This is a genomic window from Peribacillus aracenensis (genome assembly GCF_025175645.1).
GTDB lineage: Bacteria > Bacillota > Bacilli > Bacillales > DSM-1321 > Peribacillus > Peribacillus aracenensis.
Window position 1 is genome coordinate 288745 of sequence record NZ_JANZMJ010000002.1, and the last position, 17242, is coordinate 305986.

Consider the following 17242-nt stretch of genomic DNA (forward strand, 5'->3'; position numbering starts at 1 on the left):
CATATGTGGTATATACATATTTAACGGAGGTGTTAACTGATGGATGAATATGGACAAAAGGCATTATCGGAACTAATATCATGGAAAAAGAAAGTAGCCAAGAAATCCGGCAAGCTTGAGCGGTTGTCCAAAAAGGCGCAAATCAAAATGAATAGTTATATCCCAGACCGAGTGCACAAAATGATAACTGATAGTATTAAAGGGATGATTGAGGCCGTATTATCAGGTTCAAAATATATGTCTAAAGAAAAAAATGTAGTGCTTCTATCATTACAGCAAAAAGAAGAATGGGTTGCGGAAACTGTAACGGCCTATCGGAAAACGGCCGTTATAGAAGGTGCGGGAACAGGAGCTGCAGGGCTTTTAATTGGATTGGCTGATTTCCCATTACTGCTTAGCATCAAGATGAAGTTATTATTTGAAATATCCCGTATATATGGTTTTGATCCAAATAAATATGAGGAACGCCTGTTCATACTCCATATCTTTCAGATGGCATTTTCGAGTGAGGAAAAAAAACTGGAAACATTACGGGTAATAGAAGAATGGGAATCAGGGAAGTGGCCGGAAATAGACTGGCAAGAATTTCAGCAGGAATATCGCGACCACATCGATGTCATCAAAATGTTCCAGCTAGTCCCAGGGTTTGGGGCAGCCGTCGGTGCATATGCCAACCATCATTTGCTGGAACAACTTGGGGAGACGGCTGTCAATTGTTACCGAATCAGACTTCTAAAAGAGTAAGGGACGGGGAGAACCCGTCCCTTACTCATTGCCGTAATAAAGATTCATTCCCCTTTTGCGATGATTGTTTCTTATTGTGATAGGTTACAGCTGCAGTGCCTAATATCTTGGCTGCAATGAGCATCGCTTTTTCATCGATGTCAAACAAAGGATGATGATGCGGATATGTATGTTCATTTTTTGGCTTGGCCCCCGTAAAGAAGAATGTACCTTTCACATCTTGTAAATAATAAGAAAAATCCTCACCTGTCATATCCGGGTCAAATTCCTCTGTAATTAAAACTTCCTTGACGGAGTCAGTGCTTTCGATGAGGAATTTAGTTTCCTCAACATGTGGAATAACAGCTGGATAACCCTGAAAGTATTGATATTCATAAGTGCAGTCGGCAGCTAGGCAGGTCCCTTTAACAACCCGCTCCATTTTTTCGCTTATGAATGAACGGACATCTTCCTTGAAAGTGCGGACGGTTCCGATTATTCTAGCCTTATCCGCAATGACGTTGAAGGCATTATCCGCTACAAAGGAACCGACGGTAATGACTGCAGAATCTATTGGGTTAAGGCGGCGACTTACGATTTGCTGTAGGGCCATGACTAGCTGGGAGCCGACTACGATTGCATCACGGGTTTTATGCGGCTGGGCTCCATGTCCGCCCTGCCCTTGAATGGTGATTTCAAAACGGTCGGCGGCGGCCATAATGGGCCCATAAGCGTATTGGACGGTTCCGGTAGGGATCGTGGCCCATAAATGGGTGCCGAAAATTACATCCACCCCATCAAGGCAGCCAGCCTCAATCATCGGTTTGGCACCTCCTGGAGCATATTCTTCAGCATGCTGATGGATAAATATATATTCACCTTCGAGCTCATCCTTCAGAACATTCAGATTTTTTGCAAGGACAAGGAGTGTCGCTGTATGGCCATCGTGTCCACACGCATGCATTACCCCGGGTACGGAAGATTTATAAGGAACTTCTTTTTCATCCTGAATGGGTAAGGCGTCGAAATCAGCGCGCAAAGCTACGGTTTTACCAGGCTTATTGCCTGTAATCTTGGCAATAACACCATTACCGCCTACATTCGTCCGGTGTTCGATTCCCATTTTTTTATAATATCCAGCGATGAAGGAAGCCGTTTGTGTTTCTTGAAAGGAAAGTTCGGGATGTTGATGGAGATAACGTCTGATGGAAACCATTTCTTCATATGAACCATCTAGAAGATCGTGTAATCGCTGTATCATTTTTCGCCTCCTAATGATTGGATTAATTGTAAATAGTATATCATATTCTGAAAGATCCAAAGTGAATTAAATACCTTGAGGAGATATATATCATGATTAAATATTCCTGGATTGCTATGGTTTTGATTTGCTTGCTGCTATTCTTTTTTTTGATGCAAGAAGTCCAGAGTGGGAAGCCTTTAGCATTCGATACATATTTTACGAAACTTATTTCCGTAGGTGAGAATACTTTTTCGTTCACTTTCTTCAAGTCCATTATCCATCTTGGGAAATCCAAGTTCATTGGTTTTGGAAGCTTATTTTGTGTTCTATATTTGTGGATAATAAAGAAGGATTATTGGACCATGGCCATCTTCTCTATCGGTATGGCTGGGGGTGATGTATTAAATGAGTGGATAAAAAATCATATTAAAAGAGTGCGCCCAGAAAATCATTTAATGGAGATCGCTGGCTTCAGTTTTCCAAGTGGCCACGCAATGGTGGGCCTTATTTTCTTCAGTATGGTTGCTTATTTAATCATGAAAGAAATTAAAGGGAACTCTTTGAAATGGGCAGTGGGACTCGGTTTCGTTAGTCTGGTTCTGCTAATAGGGGTCAGTAGGATCGCTATGAAAGTCCATTTTCCAACTGATATCCTGGCAGGCTTTGCATTAGGAGCGGCATATATTTTAACCTTGTTTAAATTATATAAATACCTCGGGCCTAAAGTACTTTGAAAGAAAGATTCAGATGAAATAATTGTAAATACCCGTTGCATTTCCCCGGAAATAAAGAAGGAATTTGTCGGAAGGCTATAGGTTCATATGATTTTTGGGCCGTCCCAAATAACGCTATGTATTACTATGAATTCAAAGAGGCCCATCCATGAGGATGGGCCTCTTATTGAGCAAGAATGGATTATTCTTCAGAATCCTTCACCAAAGTATACAGCGTTACATAAGGTTCACCTGAAAACATCTTCTGGCTAGAATTCGTAACGGGAGCTTTGGAGTCGCTGATATGCGCCTTTTGAAAAGAACTGGATTTCTTCCAGTGCAGGAAATCGGTTTGTTTCTCCCAAATCGTTAAGATTACATAAGTTTCAGAGTTGATTGGCCGCAGTACACGAAGTGCGACGAAACCTGGTTCATTTTCAATGAATCCTACCCTGTTTTTAAAACGATGTTCGAATACCGGCCTTCCTTCTTCACTGACCGGTATATTGTTCATGACTACATACCCATGATCCTGAAGGGTCCCTTTCCCATCAACTACTTCATACTTGCGTGGAGAGCTGAAGATCGTTTTACCTTCCGTTTCATGTAAAAGTACTGTAGTGTCAGGGTTTTGCATAAGTAATATATTTTCATTCGGATGCTTATCTTTTTTGCTTTTCAAAAAATTGAAACTGCCTGATGTGATGAATACATTCATAAATTCCCCTCCAATATCTATATAGTACCCGTATACCCATTTTACCCAATCAATAGTGCTTTTACCATTTTCAATCTAACCAATAGACTTTGATACCGGTAAGATACTTATAAAAAAGTCGATTTTCTGACAAATAAATAGGTTGGCTATACTTCTATTATAGAAAAGGCTATAGTTTAAGGAGATTCGATTTGAAATTCAACATCCTTCTGATATTCTATGTAGGTAATGAATAAAAATAGAAACGTGATTGCTTGAAAGGTGGATATTAATGTCTAAGGAAATTACGAATGATACATTTTTAAAAGCTGCAAGAGGAGAGAAAACGGATCATGTGCCTGTTTGGTATATGCGTCAGGCTGGCCGTTCACAGCCGGAATACCGTAAGTTGAAAGAGAAGTACTCCCTTTTTGAGATTACTCATCAGCCGGAATTATGCGCTTATGTGACTAGATTGCCAGTTGAACAATATGACGTAGACGCTGCGATTTTATATAAAGATATAATGACACCGCTACCAGCCATTGGTGTGGATGTTGAGATTAAGTCTGGAATCGGTCCAGTCATAGCCAACCCGATCCAATCGGTGACAGATGTTGAAAAATTAGGTGAATTGAACCCAGAGAAAGATATCCCTTATGTGTTGGACACGATTAAATTATTGACCACGGAGCAATTGTCCGTTCCTTTGATCGGTTTCTCCGGGGCACCGTTCACCATTGCTTCATACATGATTGAAGGCGGCCCATCCAAAAACTACAATAAAACGAAAGCTTTCATGTATTCCGAGCCAAAGGCCTGGTTTGCATTAATGGATAAGCTAGCGGATATGATCATTGTATATGTCAAGTCACAAATTAAAGCCGGCGTTAGTGCCATCCAAATCTTTGATTCATGGGTAGGTGCTTTGAACGTTGAAGATTACCGCGTTTTCATCAAGCCGATCATGACTCGTATCTTTTCTTCATTACGTGAAGAAAATGTACCGCTAATCATGTTCGGGGTCGGTGCAAGTCATTTGGCACTTGAGTGGAATGATCTTCCGATTGATGTAGTCGGGCTCGATTGGAGACTGCCAATTACAGAAGCAAGACAAATGGGAATACAGAAAACGGTACAAGGTAATCTTGATCCTGCCCTTCTTTTATCATCATGGAATGTTATAGAAGAACGGACGAAAAGGATCCTGGATCAGGGCATGGAACAGGACGGCTACATCTTTAATCTGGGACATGGGGTTTTCCCTTCCGTAAATCCGGAAACGCTGAAGAGGCTGACTGCTTTCATTCATGAATATTCATCAAAAATGAAGTAATATGAGCGAACCATTTGCTAAAATTCCTTAATTGGATGCACAATAAAAGAACGAAATCTTTAAATGAGGTGTAATTTCATGTCAAGAAAAAAAATGGGCCTTTTAGTCATGGCTTATGGTACTCCATATACTGAAGAGGATATTGAAAGATATTATACACATATTCGTCATGGGAGACGGCCAAGCGATGAACTGATTGCCGACCTAAAAGGCAGATATGAAGCGATTGGTGGATTATCCCCGCTTGCAAAAATAACGGAAGGACAAGCTGAAGCCCTTGAAAAGAAATTGAATTCTGTTCAGGAAGAAGTTGAATTCAAGGCTTATCTTGGACTGAAACATATTGAACCTTTTGTTGAAGATGCAGTGAAACAAATGCATGAAGATGGAATCAAAGAAGCGGTCAGTATAGTATTGGCACCGCATTTTTCAACATTCAGCGTGAAGTCTTATAATGGACGTGCCCAGGATGAAGCCGCTAAATTGGGGGACCTGACCATCACTTCCGTTGAAAGCTGGTATGATGAGCCGAAATTCATTCAATATTGGGTAGACCAAGTAAAAGAAGTAATCGGGAAAATGACCTCGGAAGAACGCGATAACTTCGCTTTGATTGTGTCGGCACATAGCCTCCCTGAAAAAATCCTGCAATCAGGAGATCCGTATCCAAATCAATTGAAAGAAACGGCAGAGATGATTGCTGAAAGCGCAGGCGTTACCAATTATGCAGTAGGCTGGCAAAGCGCTGGACAAACACCTGAACCATGGCTGGGGCCCGATGTACAGGATTTAACCAGAGATCTTCATCAAACAAAAGGTTATAAAGCTTTCATTTATATTCCTGTTGGCTTTGTTGCCGAGCACCTTGAAGTTCTTTATGATAACGATTATGAATGTAAGGTTGTGACGGAAGAGATTGGTGCAGGTTACTATAGGCCGGATATGCCCAATGTTAAACCTGAATTCATCGATGCTTTGGCCACAATCATTTTAAATAAATCACAGGAGAAATGATCAATCCATAGAGGAGATTGGTTTAATCATGCTTACAATGTGCACTACATATTTTCATATGAAATTGATAGATGCCATACACCTGGAAAAGCGACGCTTTTTTTACGTTACCTGAGTGATTTAAATAAATACCCTTTGAAAGAGTGGCTGTCCATTAATGAGGATGGCCATTTTTTCTCTAAAAAATTTAAAATTTAATTGAAAAGACTGAATACTTTTGATATGATATCATTGAACATAATGACTATTTTGTCCGTTTGGTCAGGATCGAGGTGGGAAATGTCTGTTGATCGTAAAAAATTAATTTTAGAAGCCGCGACCAAGTCGTTTTCACTTTTTGGATATAAGGCAACGACGATGGATCAAGTCGCTAAAATTGCCAATGTGGGAAAAGGGACCATTTATACCTTTTATAAAAATAAAGAAGAGCTGTTTAAAGAAATCGTTCAGCGGATGATAGAGGAAATGAAATATGAAGCGGAACAATCTTTGGATGACCAACTCTCCTTTTTTGAAAATCTGCATCGGGCCGTATATCGAATTCTGGAGTTCAGGCAGGAACATCAATTATCTTTAAAACTTCTTCAGGAAGAGCGGGATATTGGTACGCCGGCCGTTCAGGAAATGGTTAATGAAATGGAAGAAGCCATTGTATCCTACATTAAGGAAAAACTAAAAATAGCGATTGATAAGGGCTATATACAGCCTTGCGATCCAGAGATAACAGCTTTCCTGATGCTAAAGATGTACCTTGCCCTGATTTTTGATTGGGAAAGGAACCATGCCCCATTAGAGAAAGAGGAAATTGCTGAACTATTTAAAATATACTTGTTCAAAGGATTATCCGTAAATTGATAATTCTATTTTTTTGCTGAAAGGCAATGAATCCCAATAAAAAGAAGAGATACCGTTCCTCGGTATCTCTTCTTTTTATTGGGGATGTTTTTCAGCTGCGAAACTGAAGGTTATATAAATTCATCCTGCTATTTGGGAAGCGGATGGTGGAACACAAGTATACTACTCTCCAGAAAGGCAATGATCACAGTGGTTTCCATAACATTCGTGCTGTTCTTCGATTTTTTTTCCGCATTCCATGCATTGTTTCGGAGGCAGGTTTTTAAAGAACTCAACGCTACTTTGAATCATGAACATCATCTCCTGAATTATTTTATTATTCGCTTTTCTATGGTTTTATTGTATTATAACAGAATCTATATGTCAATGAATGTTTTATAACATAAGTAAAAAAGGTGAAATAAGGGCAAGAATAGTTTATATTAATGGGGAAGTCATTGAGAGAAAAAAAGGAGTGCCTAAGCATGAAAATCACCGTAATTGGCTGCTGGGGCGGTTATCCAGCTAAAAATGAGGCAAGTTCCGGCTATTTGCTTGAATATGAAGATTTTCGCATTCTGCTTGATTGTGGCAGCGGTGTTCTATCACAGCTGCAAAACCATATGAAGCCGGAGGATCTTGGTGCTGTTGTATTATCCCACTATCATCCGGATCATGTAGCGGATATTGGTGTCCTGCAGCACGCTGCGTTCATACAGCAGATATTGGGCAGCGAAAAAAGGACGATTCCCATTTATGGTCATGATTTGGACGAAGTCGAGTTTGGTAAGTTAACTTATAAAGACGTGACAAAGGGGATAGCCTACACTGCTGATCAGGCCTTAACCATTGGACCGTGTAAATTTACGTTCATGAAAACAAATCATCCAGTCCCTTGTTTTGCAATGAGGATTGAAGCTGAAAATCATTCGATAGTTTACACAGGGGATAGTTCATATATGGATGAGCTGGCGGATTTCGCTAAAGATGCAAACGTTTTACTATGCGAAAGTAATTTTTACAGTGATATGGATGGTTCAAAGGCGGGGCATATGACGGCAAGAGAAGCGGGCATGCTAGCGGAAAAGGCTGACGTCCAGCTATTGCTGTTAACTCATCTCCCTCATTATGGGAATCTTGATCAACTGAAAAAAGAAGCATCCAAGGTATTCAAAAGGGAAATAGCTGTAGCTAAAACCAATCTCGAATTCCAACTATAAATGAAACATCAGTGATATGAAGTCTACAAGGAGGAACAACTGTGCTTTTTATTGATAATAAGGGAATTACCGATCCAAGAATTAACCTCGCCATCGAAGAATATGCGCTTAAACATTTAAATATAGATGAAACCTATCTTCTATTTTACATTAATCGTCCTTCAATCATCATAGGAAGAAATCAAAATACGATTGAAGAAATCAATGCCGATTATGTAGATGGAAATGGGATTACAGTTGTTCGCCGCCTTTCCGGGGGTGGAGCGGTTTATCATGACATGGGGAATCTCAATTTCAGTTTCATTACGAGGGATGATGGGGATAGTTTCCATAATTTTAAAAAATTCACCCAACCTGTAGTGGAAACGCTTGAAAAACTTGGAATACATGCTGAATTGAGCGGTCGTAACGATATTCTGGCTGAAGGAAAGAAAATCTCGGGAAATGCGATGTTTTCAACGAAGGGCAGAATGTTCAGTCATGGGACATTGCTGTTTCAATCAGAAATGGATCACATTGTATCCGCTTTAAAAGTGAAAAAAGATAAAATCGAGTCCAAAGGGATAAAATCAATAAGAAGCCGTGTCGGTAATATCGCTGATTTCTTAAAAGAACCGATGTCTGTTGAAGAGTTCCGTTCATTCCTCCTGCAAAATATTTTCAAAGATAGCGGAAAGGTTACAGAGTACGTTTTAACGGAGAAGGATTGGGAGAAAATTCACAAAATCTCAGAAGAAAGGTATCAAAACTGGGAATGGAATTACGGAAAATCGCCTAAATTCAACTTGCAAAACTCACATAGATTCCCTGTGGGGTCTGTTGATATCCGCCTTGAAGTGAACAGGGGAATCATTGAAAATTGTAAAATCTATGGCGATTTCTTCGGGGTCGGAGAGGTTGCGGATATTGAACAAAAGCTTACTGGAACACGTTATGAAAAGGAAGCGATCAGCAGTGTACTAGATGAGACCGATGTTCGTCATTATTTTGGCAATGTAACGAAAGAAGAAATATTGGCACTAATATATTAAGCCACAAAAGCCGTCCCGACTTAATAGGACGGCTTTTGTGCCTAATAATGACAGTAATTGCTTGAATATGGATAAAATTGTTGCTGTAATAGCTTTCTTTTAATATAATAAAAATGTATTTAGTTCACCATAAAAATGAATGACTATTCATTCATGGAATTTGCCGGGGAGGGAGAAAGTTGAATTTATCTGAACAGCTTCATCAAATGGCTATAAAAAAGGCGAATAAGCCAGCATATTACTTTATGGATCAATCCACTTCATATGGGGAATTGGATAAAGCCGTTACGAAGTTCGCAGACGAATTACATAGGCTTGGTGTTTCAAAAGGTGATAACATTGCGCTGTTATTGGGCAACTCTCCACATTTCATCATTTCGTTGTATGGGGCTATGCGAGCAGGGGCAACCGTCATTCCCGTCAATCCAATTTACACACCTGACGAGATTGGTTATATCCTGAATAATGGCGATGTAAAGGTTGTTGTGGCATTAGATAAGCTTTTACCCTTACTAGAGAAAATGAACCCGATCCTCTCAAGCGTAGAACAATATGTTATTTGTGAAACGCAGCAGGATAATGGGGATATTAGCGAATTTAATATCTATCCCAAAATGAAATCGTTTACAAAAATGATCGAATCGGGGGATGACGGTTTTAAAGGACCAGAACTGGATCCTGAAGAAACGGCAATCATACTCTATACTTCCGGAACAACGGGGAAACCAAAGGGGGCCATGCTCACACATACCAATATATTTTCCAATGCGCATGATATTGGTGAATATTTAAAAATCTCGGAAAGTGACCGCGTCATTACGACATTGCCAATGTTTCATGTTTTCAGTTTAACGGTAGTTGTGAATGCCCCATTGATAAGCGGAGGTACGCTTTTAATTGTTCCGCAATTCAGTCCAAAGGAAATATTCAGGCAAATCAAAAAATATGATGCGACCGTTTTTGCTGGAGTGCCTACGATGTATAACTTTCTTTTCCAATACCCGGATGCAAAAGAAGATGCTTTGAAGTCGTTGCGGATATGCATTTCGGGCGGATCCGCCATGCCAGTGTCCCTTCTTGAATCATTCGAGCGAAAATTTAATGTCAGGGTTTCAGAAGGATATGGCTTATCAGAAGCTTCCCCTGTTACCTGCTTCAATCCTTTGGATCGTCCAAGGAAGTCGGGATCCATCGGAACCTCCATCCTTAGGGTGGAAAACAAAGTGGTCAATGAGCTTGGAGAAGAAGTGCCGATCAATGAGGTAGGAGAATTGGTTGTCAGAGGTCCGAATGTAATGAAGGGTTATTATAAAATGCCTGAAGAATCAGCTGCTGTCTTGAAAAATGGCTGGTTATATACAGGCGATTTAGCCAGGATGGATGATGAAGGCTATTTTTTCATTGTAGATCGTAAAAAGGAGCTTATCATCGTCGGTGGCTATAATGTCTATCCACGTGAAGTGGAGGAGGTTCTGTATGCCCATCCTGAAGTAGTTGAGGCAGCAGCCATAGGCGTTCCCGATCCCAATCAAGGGGAAGTGGTTAAATGCATTGTGGTAAAGAAAAACAATGCATTGACGGAAGAAGAACTGCTCGCCTATTGCTTGGAACACTTGGCCAAATATAAGGTACCCGCAAAAATCGAGTTTATGGATGAACTTCCTAAAAATGCGACTGGTAAAATATTACGCCGGTCCTTGAAAAACCATGTACTGCAAAACTGAATATTCATTGACCATCAGGGATCATTGCCTATAACCGGCATGGTCCTTATTTTGTACAACCAAAGTGTGGCAGGCTGCATAAAATATATTGGAGAATCTTAAAACCTTGATTCTTGTTTCGAAAAGAGTTATGATTGTCATTAAAAATTTCCACATAATTGTAAGGAGGGGTTAGATGAGAGATGTAAAGCTTTTGGATATTTTTACACATCCCATTGCTCAAAAATACTTGAACCGTTCAGGCCTGGCACATGCAATTGCAGTAGCATACCATGCGTTTCACTTGGCAAACGAATATAATGTCGACCCTGATATTGCTGCTAAAGCTGGACTTTTGCATGATATGGGGCATTTCACCTGGTATCGCAATGGTAAATGGGATTATGATTTGTATAAACAAAATGATATTCACCCCATCAAAGGTGCAGAACGAGCACATAAACTGTTAATCCGCTTGGGAGAAAACCCGATAAAGGCAAAGACCATTTCCCTCGCCATTTTATTTCACACCGATTCGTTCTTACCTTCAAATGATATTATTCGTACACCGCTTCAGCAAGTCGTCAAATGGGCCGACGAAAAAGATGAAGAAGAAGGTGGAAAACACCATTATCGCAAAATTGATTTTCCCCGGGCGAAGGAGAGCATCATGAAACTTGATACGCTCATAGATGAGGAACAAAGAAAAAGGCTATCATCCTGAAGGTAAACGGGTGATAGCCTTTTTACTGTCAGGAGCTACACTTTTTAAGCATTTTACAGTTTAAATTTGTTATCAGGTGAATTAATGATGTAAAGTATAGACCAATAGAACTATTCGCGGCGGCAATTTTAAAAAGTTATCGGATTAATAACAAATAATGAAAGTTATAGGTGATGTTATGAAGTCGATTAAGCTATTGATATATGGTGGTCAGGGAGGAATTGAGGAATTCATCGAAAAAGAAGAAGACATTAAGGCCATAGGGGTGACTGGAAATGAAATGGACCTTCTTGATTTTAATCACACATCATCAGTCATGCCAGATGTCATTCTTATTGATGCCCGGTCATCAGGGAAGTATGGACAGGAAGTCATGCCAATCTTAAAGGTAAAATATCCATCCACTCCTTTCATCATTTTTACTGCCTATTCAGAAGGTCATTATCTTATCCAAGCGATATGCCGTGGTGCAGCAGGTTATGTGTTACAGGATGGCGGAATGAAACAAGTGCTGTCGGCAATCCGTCAATGTGCCAACGGTCAGATAGTTTATCCTGCCTCATTTAAATCAATTTTAATGAAGAAGCTGCAGCAGGATGCTGAAAGATCACCAGTAACTTTGGATAAGGCAATCGAAAAATTGGGGGCCTTTTCTAAACGTGAGTATGAACTGCTTATCCTGCTGACCCAAGGTGAAACAAATCAGCAAATCTCAAAAAAACTTTTTCTATCCGTCGGCACGGTAAAAAACTATATAAGCCGCATTTATAGAAAACTGAATGTTAATAATCGACCGGAGCTTATGGCACTTTTGTATAGTCTTCAAAAAAACGTGATAAAGTGATGACTACTCATGCCCGCCGTTCCGTTAGTCGGCTTCTTGACGAATTCACATTCCAAAAAATTTGATGAAACGAACTACATCAAATCAATTAGGTGGCGGCAAAGGGATTAATTCGCCGTTGCCTTAAACCTCCCGGCCCTCCGGTTTTTAAAAAATATCTCTGCATATTCATTATTTCACCTCCTCGTATGCCCATACTATCGAAGTGCATTTTTGCCTGAAGGAGTATTCTGTTAAATCATAAGGTTGATAATAGAAAATAAAACTAAACAAAATGATGGAGATTGAAAGGAATAAATAATATAGAAGGGAAATGGGGTTCTAACCTGTCCATTTTGGATTAAACTATTAAGAGGGAGATTCGTTTAAGGAGGGGCAACATGGTTAGAAAATGGGCTGGAAGAGCGATTCTGTTATATATCCTTTATGCAGCGGCAATGTATTGGTATATTTTTTATGGAGCTGATACCTCGATTCCCGAAGCTTTGCGTGGAACTGCAGCAGATCCTGCAACATTCCTTAATGCAAGGGAATTAAAGCTTAGCGAAGAGTATTCAGGACTGCGGAATTTTATTTTTTTCGTATCCACGCCATATGAATGGATGCTGTATTTCTTCATTTTATTATTCGGATTTTCAAAAGCATTTGAAAAGTCTTCAATAGCAGTCTCGAGGTGGAAAGCGGTCAGAACGGGCATCTACTTATTCTGGCTTTCCGTTATTTCTTACCTGGCACTGTTTCCGATCAGTTTCATTGGATATCGGATGAGCAGGAGTTACCATATAAGTACACAAAGTTTCACCTCGTGGATGAAGGATGGAGTCATCGAATTCTGGGTGAATTTCGGGATGATGTTCATCATCGTGTCCGTTTTGTATTGGTTAATGAAGAAAAGTGTGAAAAAGTGGTGGCTCTATGCTTGGATGTTGTCCATTCCATTTACCTTGTTCCTGATGTTTGTACAGCCTGTATTGATTGATCCGCTATATAATGAATTCTATCCGCTTAAAAATAAAGAGCTGGAAACAGAGATATTGGCACTTGCCTCACAGGCTGAAATTCCTGCTGAACACGTGTATGAAGTAAATATGGCGGAAAAGACAAATGCCTTGAATGCATACGTGACAGGCATAGGTTCCAATTCAAGAATAGTCCTTTGGGATACGACCCTGATTAAACTGAAGGAAGATGAAATCCTTTTTATCATGGCACATGAAATGGCTCATTATGTGGAAAAGCATATTTATATAGGGATTGCAGGTTATTTAGGACTGACTTTAATCGGTTTGTGGCTGACATCGAAAATCATGAATTTTATCATTAGACGCTGGGGCCACCTGTTAAAGGTTCGTTCTATTGACAGCATTTCTTCTCTTCCTTTATTTCTCTTAATAACGTCTGTGCTGCTCTTTGCTTCGAGTCCGCTGTCCAATTATGTTTCAAGATATCAAGAAACAAGGGCTGATCGTTATGCAATAGAAATGACCGGGGATAAAGAATCAGCAATCACGACGTTTCAGGAACTCACGAGGTCGGGCTTGAGTCAAGTCAACCCACCATTCCTGGTTAAATGGCTGCGGTATTCCCATCCAACCATGCTCGAGAGGATTTCAACGGTTGAAAATACAGATACAAAGGGTGATTGAAAGCCAGCTGAAAACCAGCTGGCTTTTTTCTTCTATATCGGAAAAATGTAAGTTTGTAAGTTGTTTTCAGAAAAAACTATTATTTTTAAAAATCTAAGGTTCTCTACTATAATAAATTAAATTCCCAGTTCGTTTTAAGGAGATCGGATATGTATAATGTACTTTTGATCACTATGGGCTCAGTGCTTGTTGCAGTAGCCTATAACTTATTTTTGATACCTCATTTAATTTTAAGCAGCGGACTTAGTGGACTTGCGATTATGTTCGGAATCATCACCCCGGTCAACACAGGGATATTGAATTTTCTGTTGAACCTGCCATTGCTGATTCTTGGATACTTGAAATTAGGGAGACGTTTTATCACCTATACGATATTATCAGTTGTCGTGATATCCGTCAGTTTATACTTCATTCCAGTTCACGGAATATCCACTGATCCGATTTTGTCATCTTTATTTGGCGGAATCATATCGGGATTTGGTATAGGCATCATCTTTCGCGCTTCAGGTTCTTCAGGCGGTTTTGATATCATTGCCATGCTATTGGCAAAGAAGAGCGACTTTCCACTTGGTACATTGCTTTCGGTGATGAACGCAGTTGTGGTGGTTATCTCAGGCTTCATCTTTGGTTGGGATGCCGCCTTATATACGCTGATTTCCATTTATGCAGCAGGAAAGGTGATCGATACGATCCATTCCAATCACATTAAATTAACTTTGATGATCGTTACCAAAAAGAGTGACGAAATGAAAACCAAGCTCCTGACCAACCTTTATCGTGGGATTACAGTCATGGATGGTGAAGGTGCATATTCAGGAGAAAAGAGTAAAGTAATGATGACAGTCATAACACGTTATCAGTTAACCGATGTAAAAACGATGATAAAAGAAGTGGATCCGAATGCTTTTGTCAATATAACCGAAACAGCCGAGGTCATGGGGATGTTTCATAAAGAGTGATGATAATTAGAAAAGCCTCCCGACATTATGGGAGGCTTTTTTGATCATTAGGCTTTTTTTATTCATGCATTTTAATTGCCAAACTGTTTTAGTAAAACGTTCATTTCAGAACTTAGTTTTAAGAATAAAGGTTTGTTTTTCTTATCCAAGGCTTCATCGATCTTTTTTGCAAGGATATTCTTTTTGGTAGTAAGGACGGCTTCCTGAATAATCATATCAATTAACATTTCCTGAACCACGGCATCGTTTTTCATTTCGCTCATTGATAAGGACTTCACTGACTCTGAATAAGATTTTTCATTTTTCAAAGTTACCACCCCTGACCCTTTTTATTATTATATGGATTTGAGCGGATAAAATCAACTGAAAATTTTAAAAATTTAAACATTAATAGAGAATGTGTCGTTTAGATGACGAAAAAGCCACTAAATAAAAGAATTCTTAATTTTTTGTGAACTTCCTTTTTATGTTTAAGGGTTGTGCTATTATAGTGAGGAATTTAACATACATTTACTATCCCCCTTCACTCTTCTTGGACAATGGGGAATGGAAGGGTACAAGCAATCAAGGGTATAAGCTTCGAAAAAGTAAAAGCGGTGTTTAGCAATGAGGAAGAGGTGGATTAAAATGAAGGAAAATAATCAGGGAATTATTGAGGAATTTGAAATTACGCCACATACACTAATGGTTTCACCAATCAATTACGGCAGTAAAATATATTCCCGTATCGTTGAAATGGAGGACGAGTTCATCTCCCCGTTTAAGCCCATGGAAATAATAAAGAAAAGCTGTGAGTTCTTCGGATCAAGTTATGAAGGACGCAAGAAAGGCACGAAACAGCTCATAAACATCACACATAAAGCACCGATCGCGATTGATCCGACCAGCTCGATTTTCTTCTTTCCGACTACATCTCCGTTGCGTCCTCAATGCATCTGGCTATCACATGAGCATGTGGCAACCTATGATCGCCTGGATTCCAAACATACAACCATCACATTCAGGAATAGACAAACCATCGATATAGCAGTATCATGCAGTTCTTTCGAAAACCAGCTGCACCGGACATCTTTTTTAAAAACGAAATTGATCCAGAGAATTGAGGAGACAAAGAGGAAATCCTTCTATCTGTTTTCCGATCCAAATGGGGCAAAGCCTTCAGAGGTTATGTCAAAGTATGTACCGCGTTAGAGGGGTTTCAGGGATAATCATAAAAGAATGTAAACGGGATTCATGCAAAATTAAAGCAAGCCCTTCTTATTAAAGAAGGGCCCCGGAATTAATCCTCAAATAATTCATCCATTAAATCGTCAATCTCTTTTCTTAACTGTTTAGTGCCTTCTTTGGAAATGGTGATCGTATTACCATTGATAATCAGCATATCTCCTACTTTTGCTCCTTTGGGAAGGGCGCTTTTAGGAAAATCCTTCATGTCGCCGCCTTCGATTTCAACGACAGCGATCTTTCCCTCGAAGCGATCGATAATTCCTTGTATCATTTATTTCACCGTCTTTACAGTAATTTTCTGACCTGTAGAAGTAAAAATAATGTTACCTGATTTATCTGTGCGATAAGTTTTGGCTTTCACTGAATTCAACCGTTTTACAACAGTAGAAGTAGGGTGCCCATATCCATTTTTCCCTACACTGATTACAGCGTATTTCGGTTTTGCTTTGTTAATGAAAGCTGAACTTGTTGATGTTTTTGCACCATGATGGCCGACCTTGAGCACATCCACACTTGGTACCAGTTTTTTAGCCAGCATATCTGACTCTGCTTTTACTTCAGCATCACCTGTAAACAAGAACGTTTTTTTGCCGTGTTTAAGTAAAAGGACTGCACTCCAATTATTTAAGTCAGACTTAGCATATTCTTTAACAGGTGCAATGAATTTAAGGGAATTATCCTTAGCTTTAGTGTTGATTTCCACGCCAGTCTGCGCCTTTTTTATTGTAAGCTTCTTCTGCTTAACAGCCGTTAAAAAGTCTTTGTATGCTTGTGTAGTATGAGAAACTTTAGGGGCATACACAGATTTAACATTAAGCGATTTAATCACATAAGCCAGACCGCCCACATGATCCGCATCTGGGTGAGTGGATACTATTGCATTAAGTGTTTTTACCTTTTGTTTTTTTAGGTAGGCTACAACTTCGTCGCCCTTTCCTTTACCGCCGCCATCGATTAAAACGTTTTCGTTACCTGTTTGGATAAGGATTGAATCCCCTTGTCCTACGTTGATGAAATGTACTTTCACATTTGAGGCTGCCTCGGTTGTTTTAAGTCCAGTGAATAAAGACAAAACAAGAACAGCGACCAGTAGAATATTTATTTTCTTCATTTTTTCCCCTCCAAATAATAATTTACCATGTTTAACCGGAAAAATGGGGATTTGGGCATAATTTTCTTGGTGATAAAAAAAGGGAGATGGGCGTCTGAATCATGGTTAGGTGAAATGGAACTAGGTATTTATGTCTAAATGATAAAGCTATTAATTTACAGGTGAAAATCAATGGAAAATCTATTACTCCCAGAATTTTATAAGAAGAATGTTGAAA

The 17242-nt window shown here is 39.5% G+C and carries 19 protein-coding genes; 13 read left to right on the forward strand and 6 right to left on the reverse strand.

Annotated elements, in window-relative coordinates:
* Positions 1-39 precede the first annotated feature (39 nt).
* Complete coding sequence (locus tag N0M92_RS04065; protein ID WP_260284565.1) at positions 40-744, forward strand: EcsC family protein; 705 nt, start codon at positions 40-42, stop codon at positions 742-744.
* A gap of 25 nt (positions 745-769) precedes the next feature.
* On the opposite strand, the gene N0M92_RS04070 is transcribed toward N0M92_RS04065, so the two are convergent.
* Positions 770-1984, reverse strand: a complete 1215-nt coding sequence (locus tag N0M92_RS04070; RefSeq protein ID WP_260284566.1) for a M20 family metallopeptidase — start codon at positions 1982-1984, stop codon at positions 770-772.
* A gap of 92 nt (positions 1985-2076) precedes the next feature.
* Here N0M92_RS04070 and N0M92_RS04075 point away from each other — a divergent pair, with 92 nt between their 5' ends.
* Positions 2077-2700, forward strand: a complete 624-nt coding sequence (locus N0M92_RS04075; RefSeq protein ID WP_260284567.1) for a phosphatase PAP2 family protein — start codon at positions 2077-2079, stop codon at positions 2698-2700.
* Positions 2701-2881: 181 nt separating this feature from the next.
* On the opposite strand, the gene N0M92_RS04080 is transcribed toward N0M92_RS04075, so the two are convergent.
* Positions 2882-3397 (reverse strand): antibiotic biosynthesis monooxygenase family protein, encoded by a 516-nt coding sequence (locus N0M92_RS04080; RefSeq protein WP_260284568.1) that lies wholly within the window; start codon positions 3395-3397, stop codon positions 2882-2884.
* 271 nt (positions 3398-3668) lie between these two features.
* Between N0M92_RS04080 and hemE the strand changes: the two genes are divergently transcribed.
* The 3 genes from hemE (at position 3669) to N0M92_RS04095 (ending at position 6581) form a co-directional block, all read left to right on the forward strand.
* On the forward strand, positions 3669-4712 hold the full coding sequence (hemE, locus tag N0M92_RS04085) for a uroporphyrinogen decarboxylase (RefSeq protein ID WP_260284569.1): 1044 nt from the start codon (positions 3669-3671) through the stop codon (positions 4710-4712).
* Between the two features lie 78 nt (positions 4713-4790).
* The gene (hemH, locus tag N0M92_RS04090) at positions 4791-5726 is read left to right on the forward strand and encodes a ferrochelatase (protein ID WP_260284570.1); all 936 of its coding nucleotides are present in this window, start codon (positions 4791-4793) and stop codon (positions 5724-5726) included.
* A 279-nt stretch (positions 5727-6005) separates the two neighbouring features.
* The gene (locus N0M92_RS04095; RefSeq protein WP_260284571.1) at positions 6006-6581 is read left to right on the forward strand and encodes a TetR/AcrR family transcriptional regulator; all 576 of its coding nucleotides are present in this window, start codon (positions 6006-6008) and stop codon (positions 6579-6581) included.
* Between the two features lie 162 nt (positions 6582-6743).
* On the opposite strand, the gene yhfH is transcribed toward N0M92_RS04095, so the two are convergent.
* Complete coding sequence (gene yhfH / locus N0M92_RS04100) at positions 6744-6872, reverse strand: protein YhfH (RefSeq protein ID WP_076367255.1); 129 nt, start codon at positions 6870-6872, stop codon at positions 6744-6746.
* Between the two features lie 173 nt (positions 6873-7045).
* Here yhfH and N0M92_RS04105 point away from each other — a divergent pair, with 173 nt between their 5' ends.
* The 7 genes from N0M92_RS04105 (at position 7046) to N0M92_RS04135 (ending at position 14687) form a co-directional block, all read left to right on the forward strand.
* Positions 7046-7780 carry an MBL fold metallo-hydrolase gene (locus N0M92_RS04105; protein ID WP_260284572.1) on the forward strand — a complete coding sequence of 245 codons (735 nt, stop codon included), beginning with the start codon at positions 7046-7048 and terminating at the stop codon, positions 7778-7780.
* A gap of 41 nt (positions 7781-7821) precedes the next feature.
* Entirely contained in the window at positions 7822-8811 is a 990-nt protein-coding gene (locus N0M92_RS04110) for a lipoate--protein ligase (protein WP_260284574.1), read from the forward strand.
* 179 nt (positions 8812-8990) lie between these two features.
* Positions 8991-10535 carry a fatty acid--CoA ligase family protein gene (locus tag N0M92_RS04115; protein ID WP_260284575.1) on the forward strand — a complete coding sequence of 515 codons (1545 nt, stop codon included), beginning with the start codon at positions 8991-8993 and terminating at the stop codon, positions 10533-10535.
* 175 nt (positions 10536-10710) lie between these two features.
* Positions 10711-11238 (forward strand): HD domain-containing protein, encoded by a 528-nt coding sequence (locus N0M92_RS04120; protein ID WP_034314654.1) that lies wholly within the window; start codon positions 10711-10713, stop codon positions 11236-11238.
* Between the two features lie 178 nt (positions 11239-11416).
* Entirely contained in the window at positions 11417-12082 is a 666-nt protein-coding gene (locus N0M92_RS04125) for a LuxR C-terminal-related transcriptional regulator (protein ID WP_260284577.1), read from the forward strand.
* Positions 12083-12462: 380 nt separating this feature from the next.
* Positions 12463-13728, forward strand: coding sequence for a M48 family metallopeptidase (locus N0M92_RS04130; RefSeq protein WP_260284578.1), 1266 nt, complete (start codon positions 12463-12465; stop codon positions 13726-13728).
* A 149-nt stretch (positions 13729-13877) separates the two neighbouring features.
* A complete protein-coding gene (locus tag N0M92_RS04135) occupies positions 13878-14687 on the forward strand; it encodes a YitT family protein (protein ID WP_260284579.1) in 810 nt (269 codons plus the stop codon).
* 71 nt (positions 14688-14758) lie between these two features.
* On the opposite strand, the gene N0M92_RS04140 is transcribed toward N0M92_RS04135, so the two are convergent.
* Complete coding sequence (locus N0M92_RS04140) at positions 14759-14995, reverse strand: IDEAL domain-containing protein (protein ID WP_101224161.1); 237 nt, start codon at positions 14993-14995, stop codon at positions 14759-14761.
* 319 nt (positions 14996-15314) lie between these two features.
* Here N0M92_RS04140 and N0M92_RS04145 point away from each other — a divergent pair, with 319 nt between their 5' ends.
* Positions 15315-15878, forward strand: coding sequence for a competence protein ComK (locus N0M92_RS04145; protein ID WP_260284580.1), 564 nt, complete (start codon positions 15315-15317; stop codon positions 15876-15878).
* 88 nt (positions 15879-15966) lie between these two features.
* On the opposite strand, the gene N0M92_RS04150 is transcribed toward N0M92_RS04145, so the two are convergent.
* The gene (locus N0M92_RS04150; RefSeq protein ID WP_260284581.1) at positions 15967-16185 is read right to left on the reverse strand and encodes a DUF3006 domain-containing protein; all 219 of its coding nucleotides are present in this window, start codon (positions 16183-16185) and stop codon (positions 15967-15969) included.
* Positions 16186-17025 (reverse strand): ComEC/Rec2 family competence protein, encoded by an 840-nt coding sequence (locus N0M92_RS04155; RefSeq protein ID WP_260284582.1) that lies wholly within the window; start codon positions 17023-17025, stop codon positions 16186-16188.
* Positions 17026-17242: the final 217 nt, after the last annotated feature.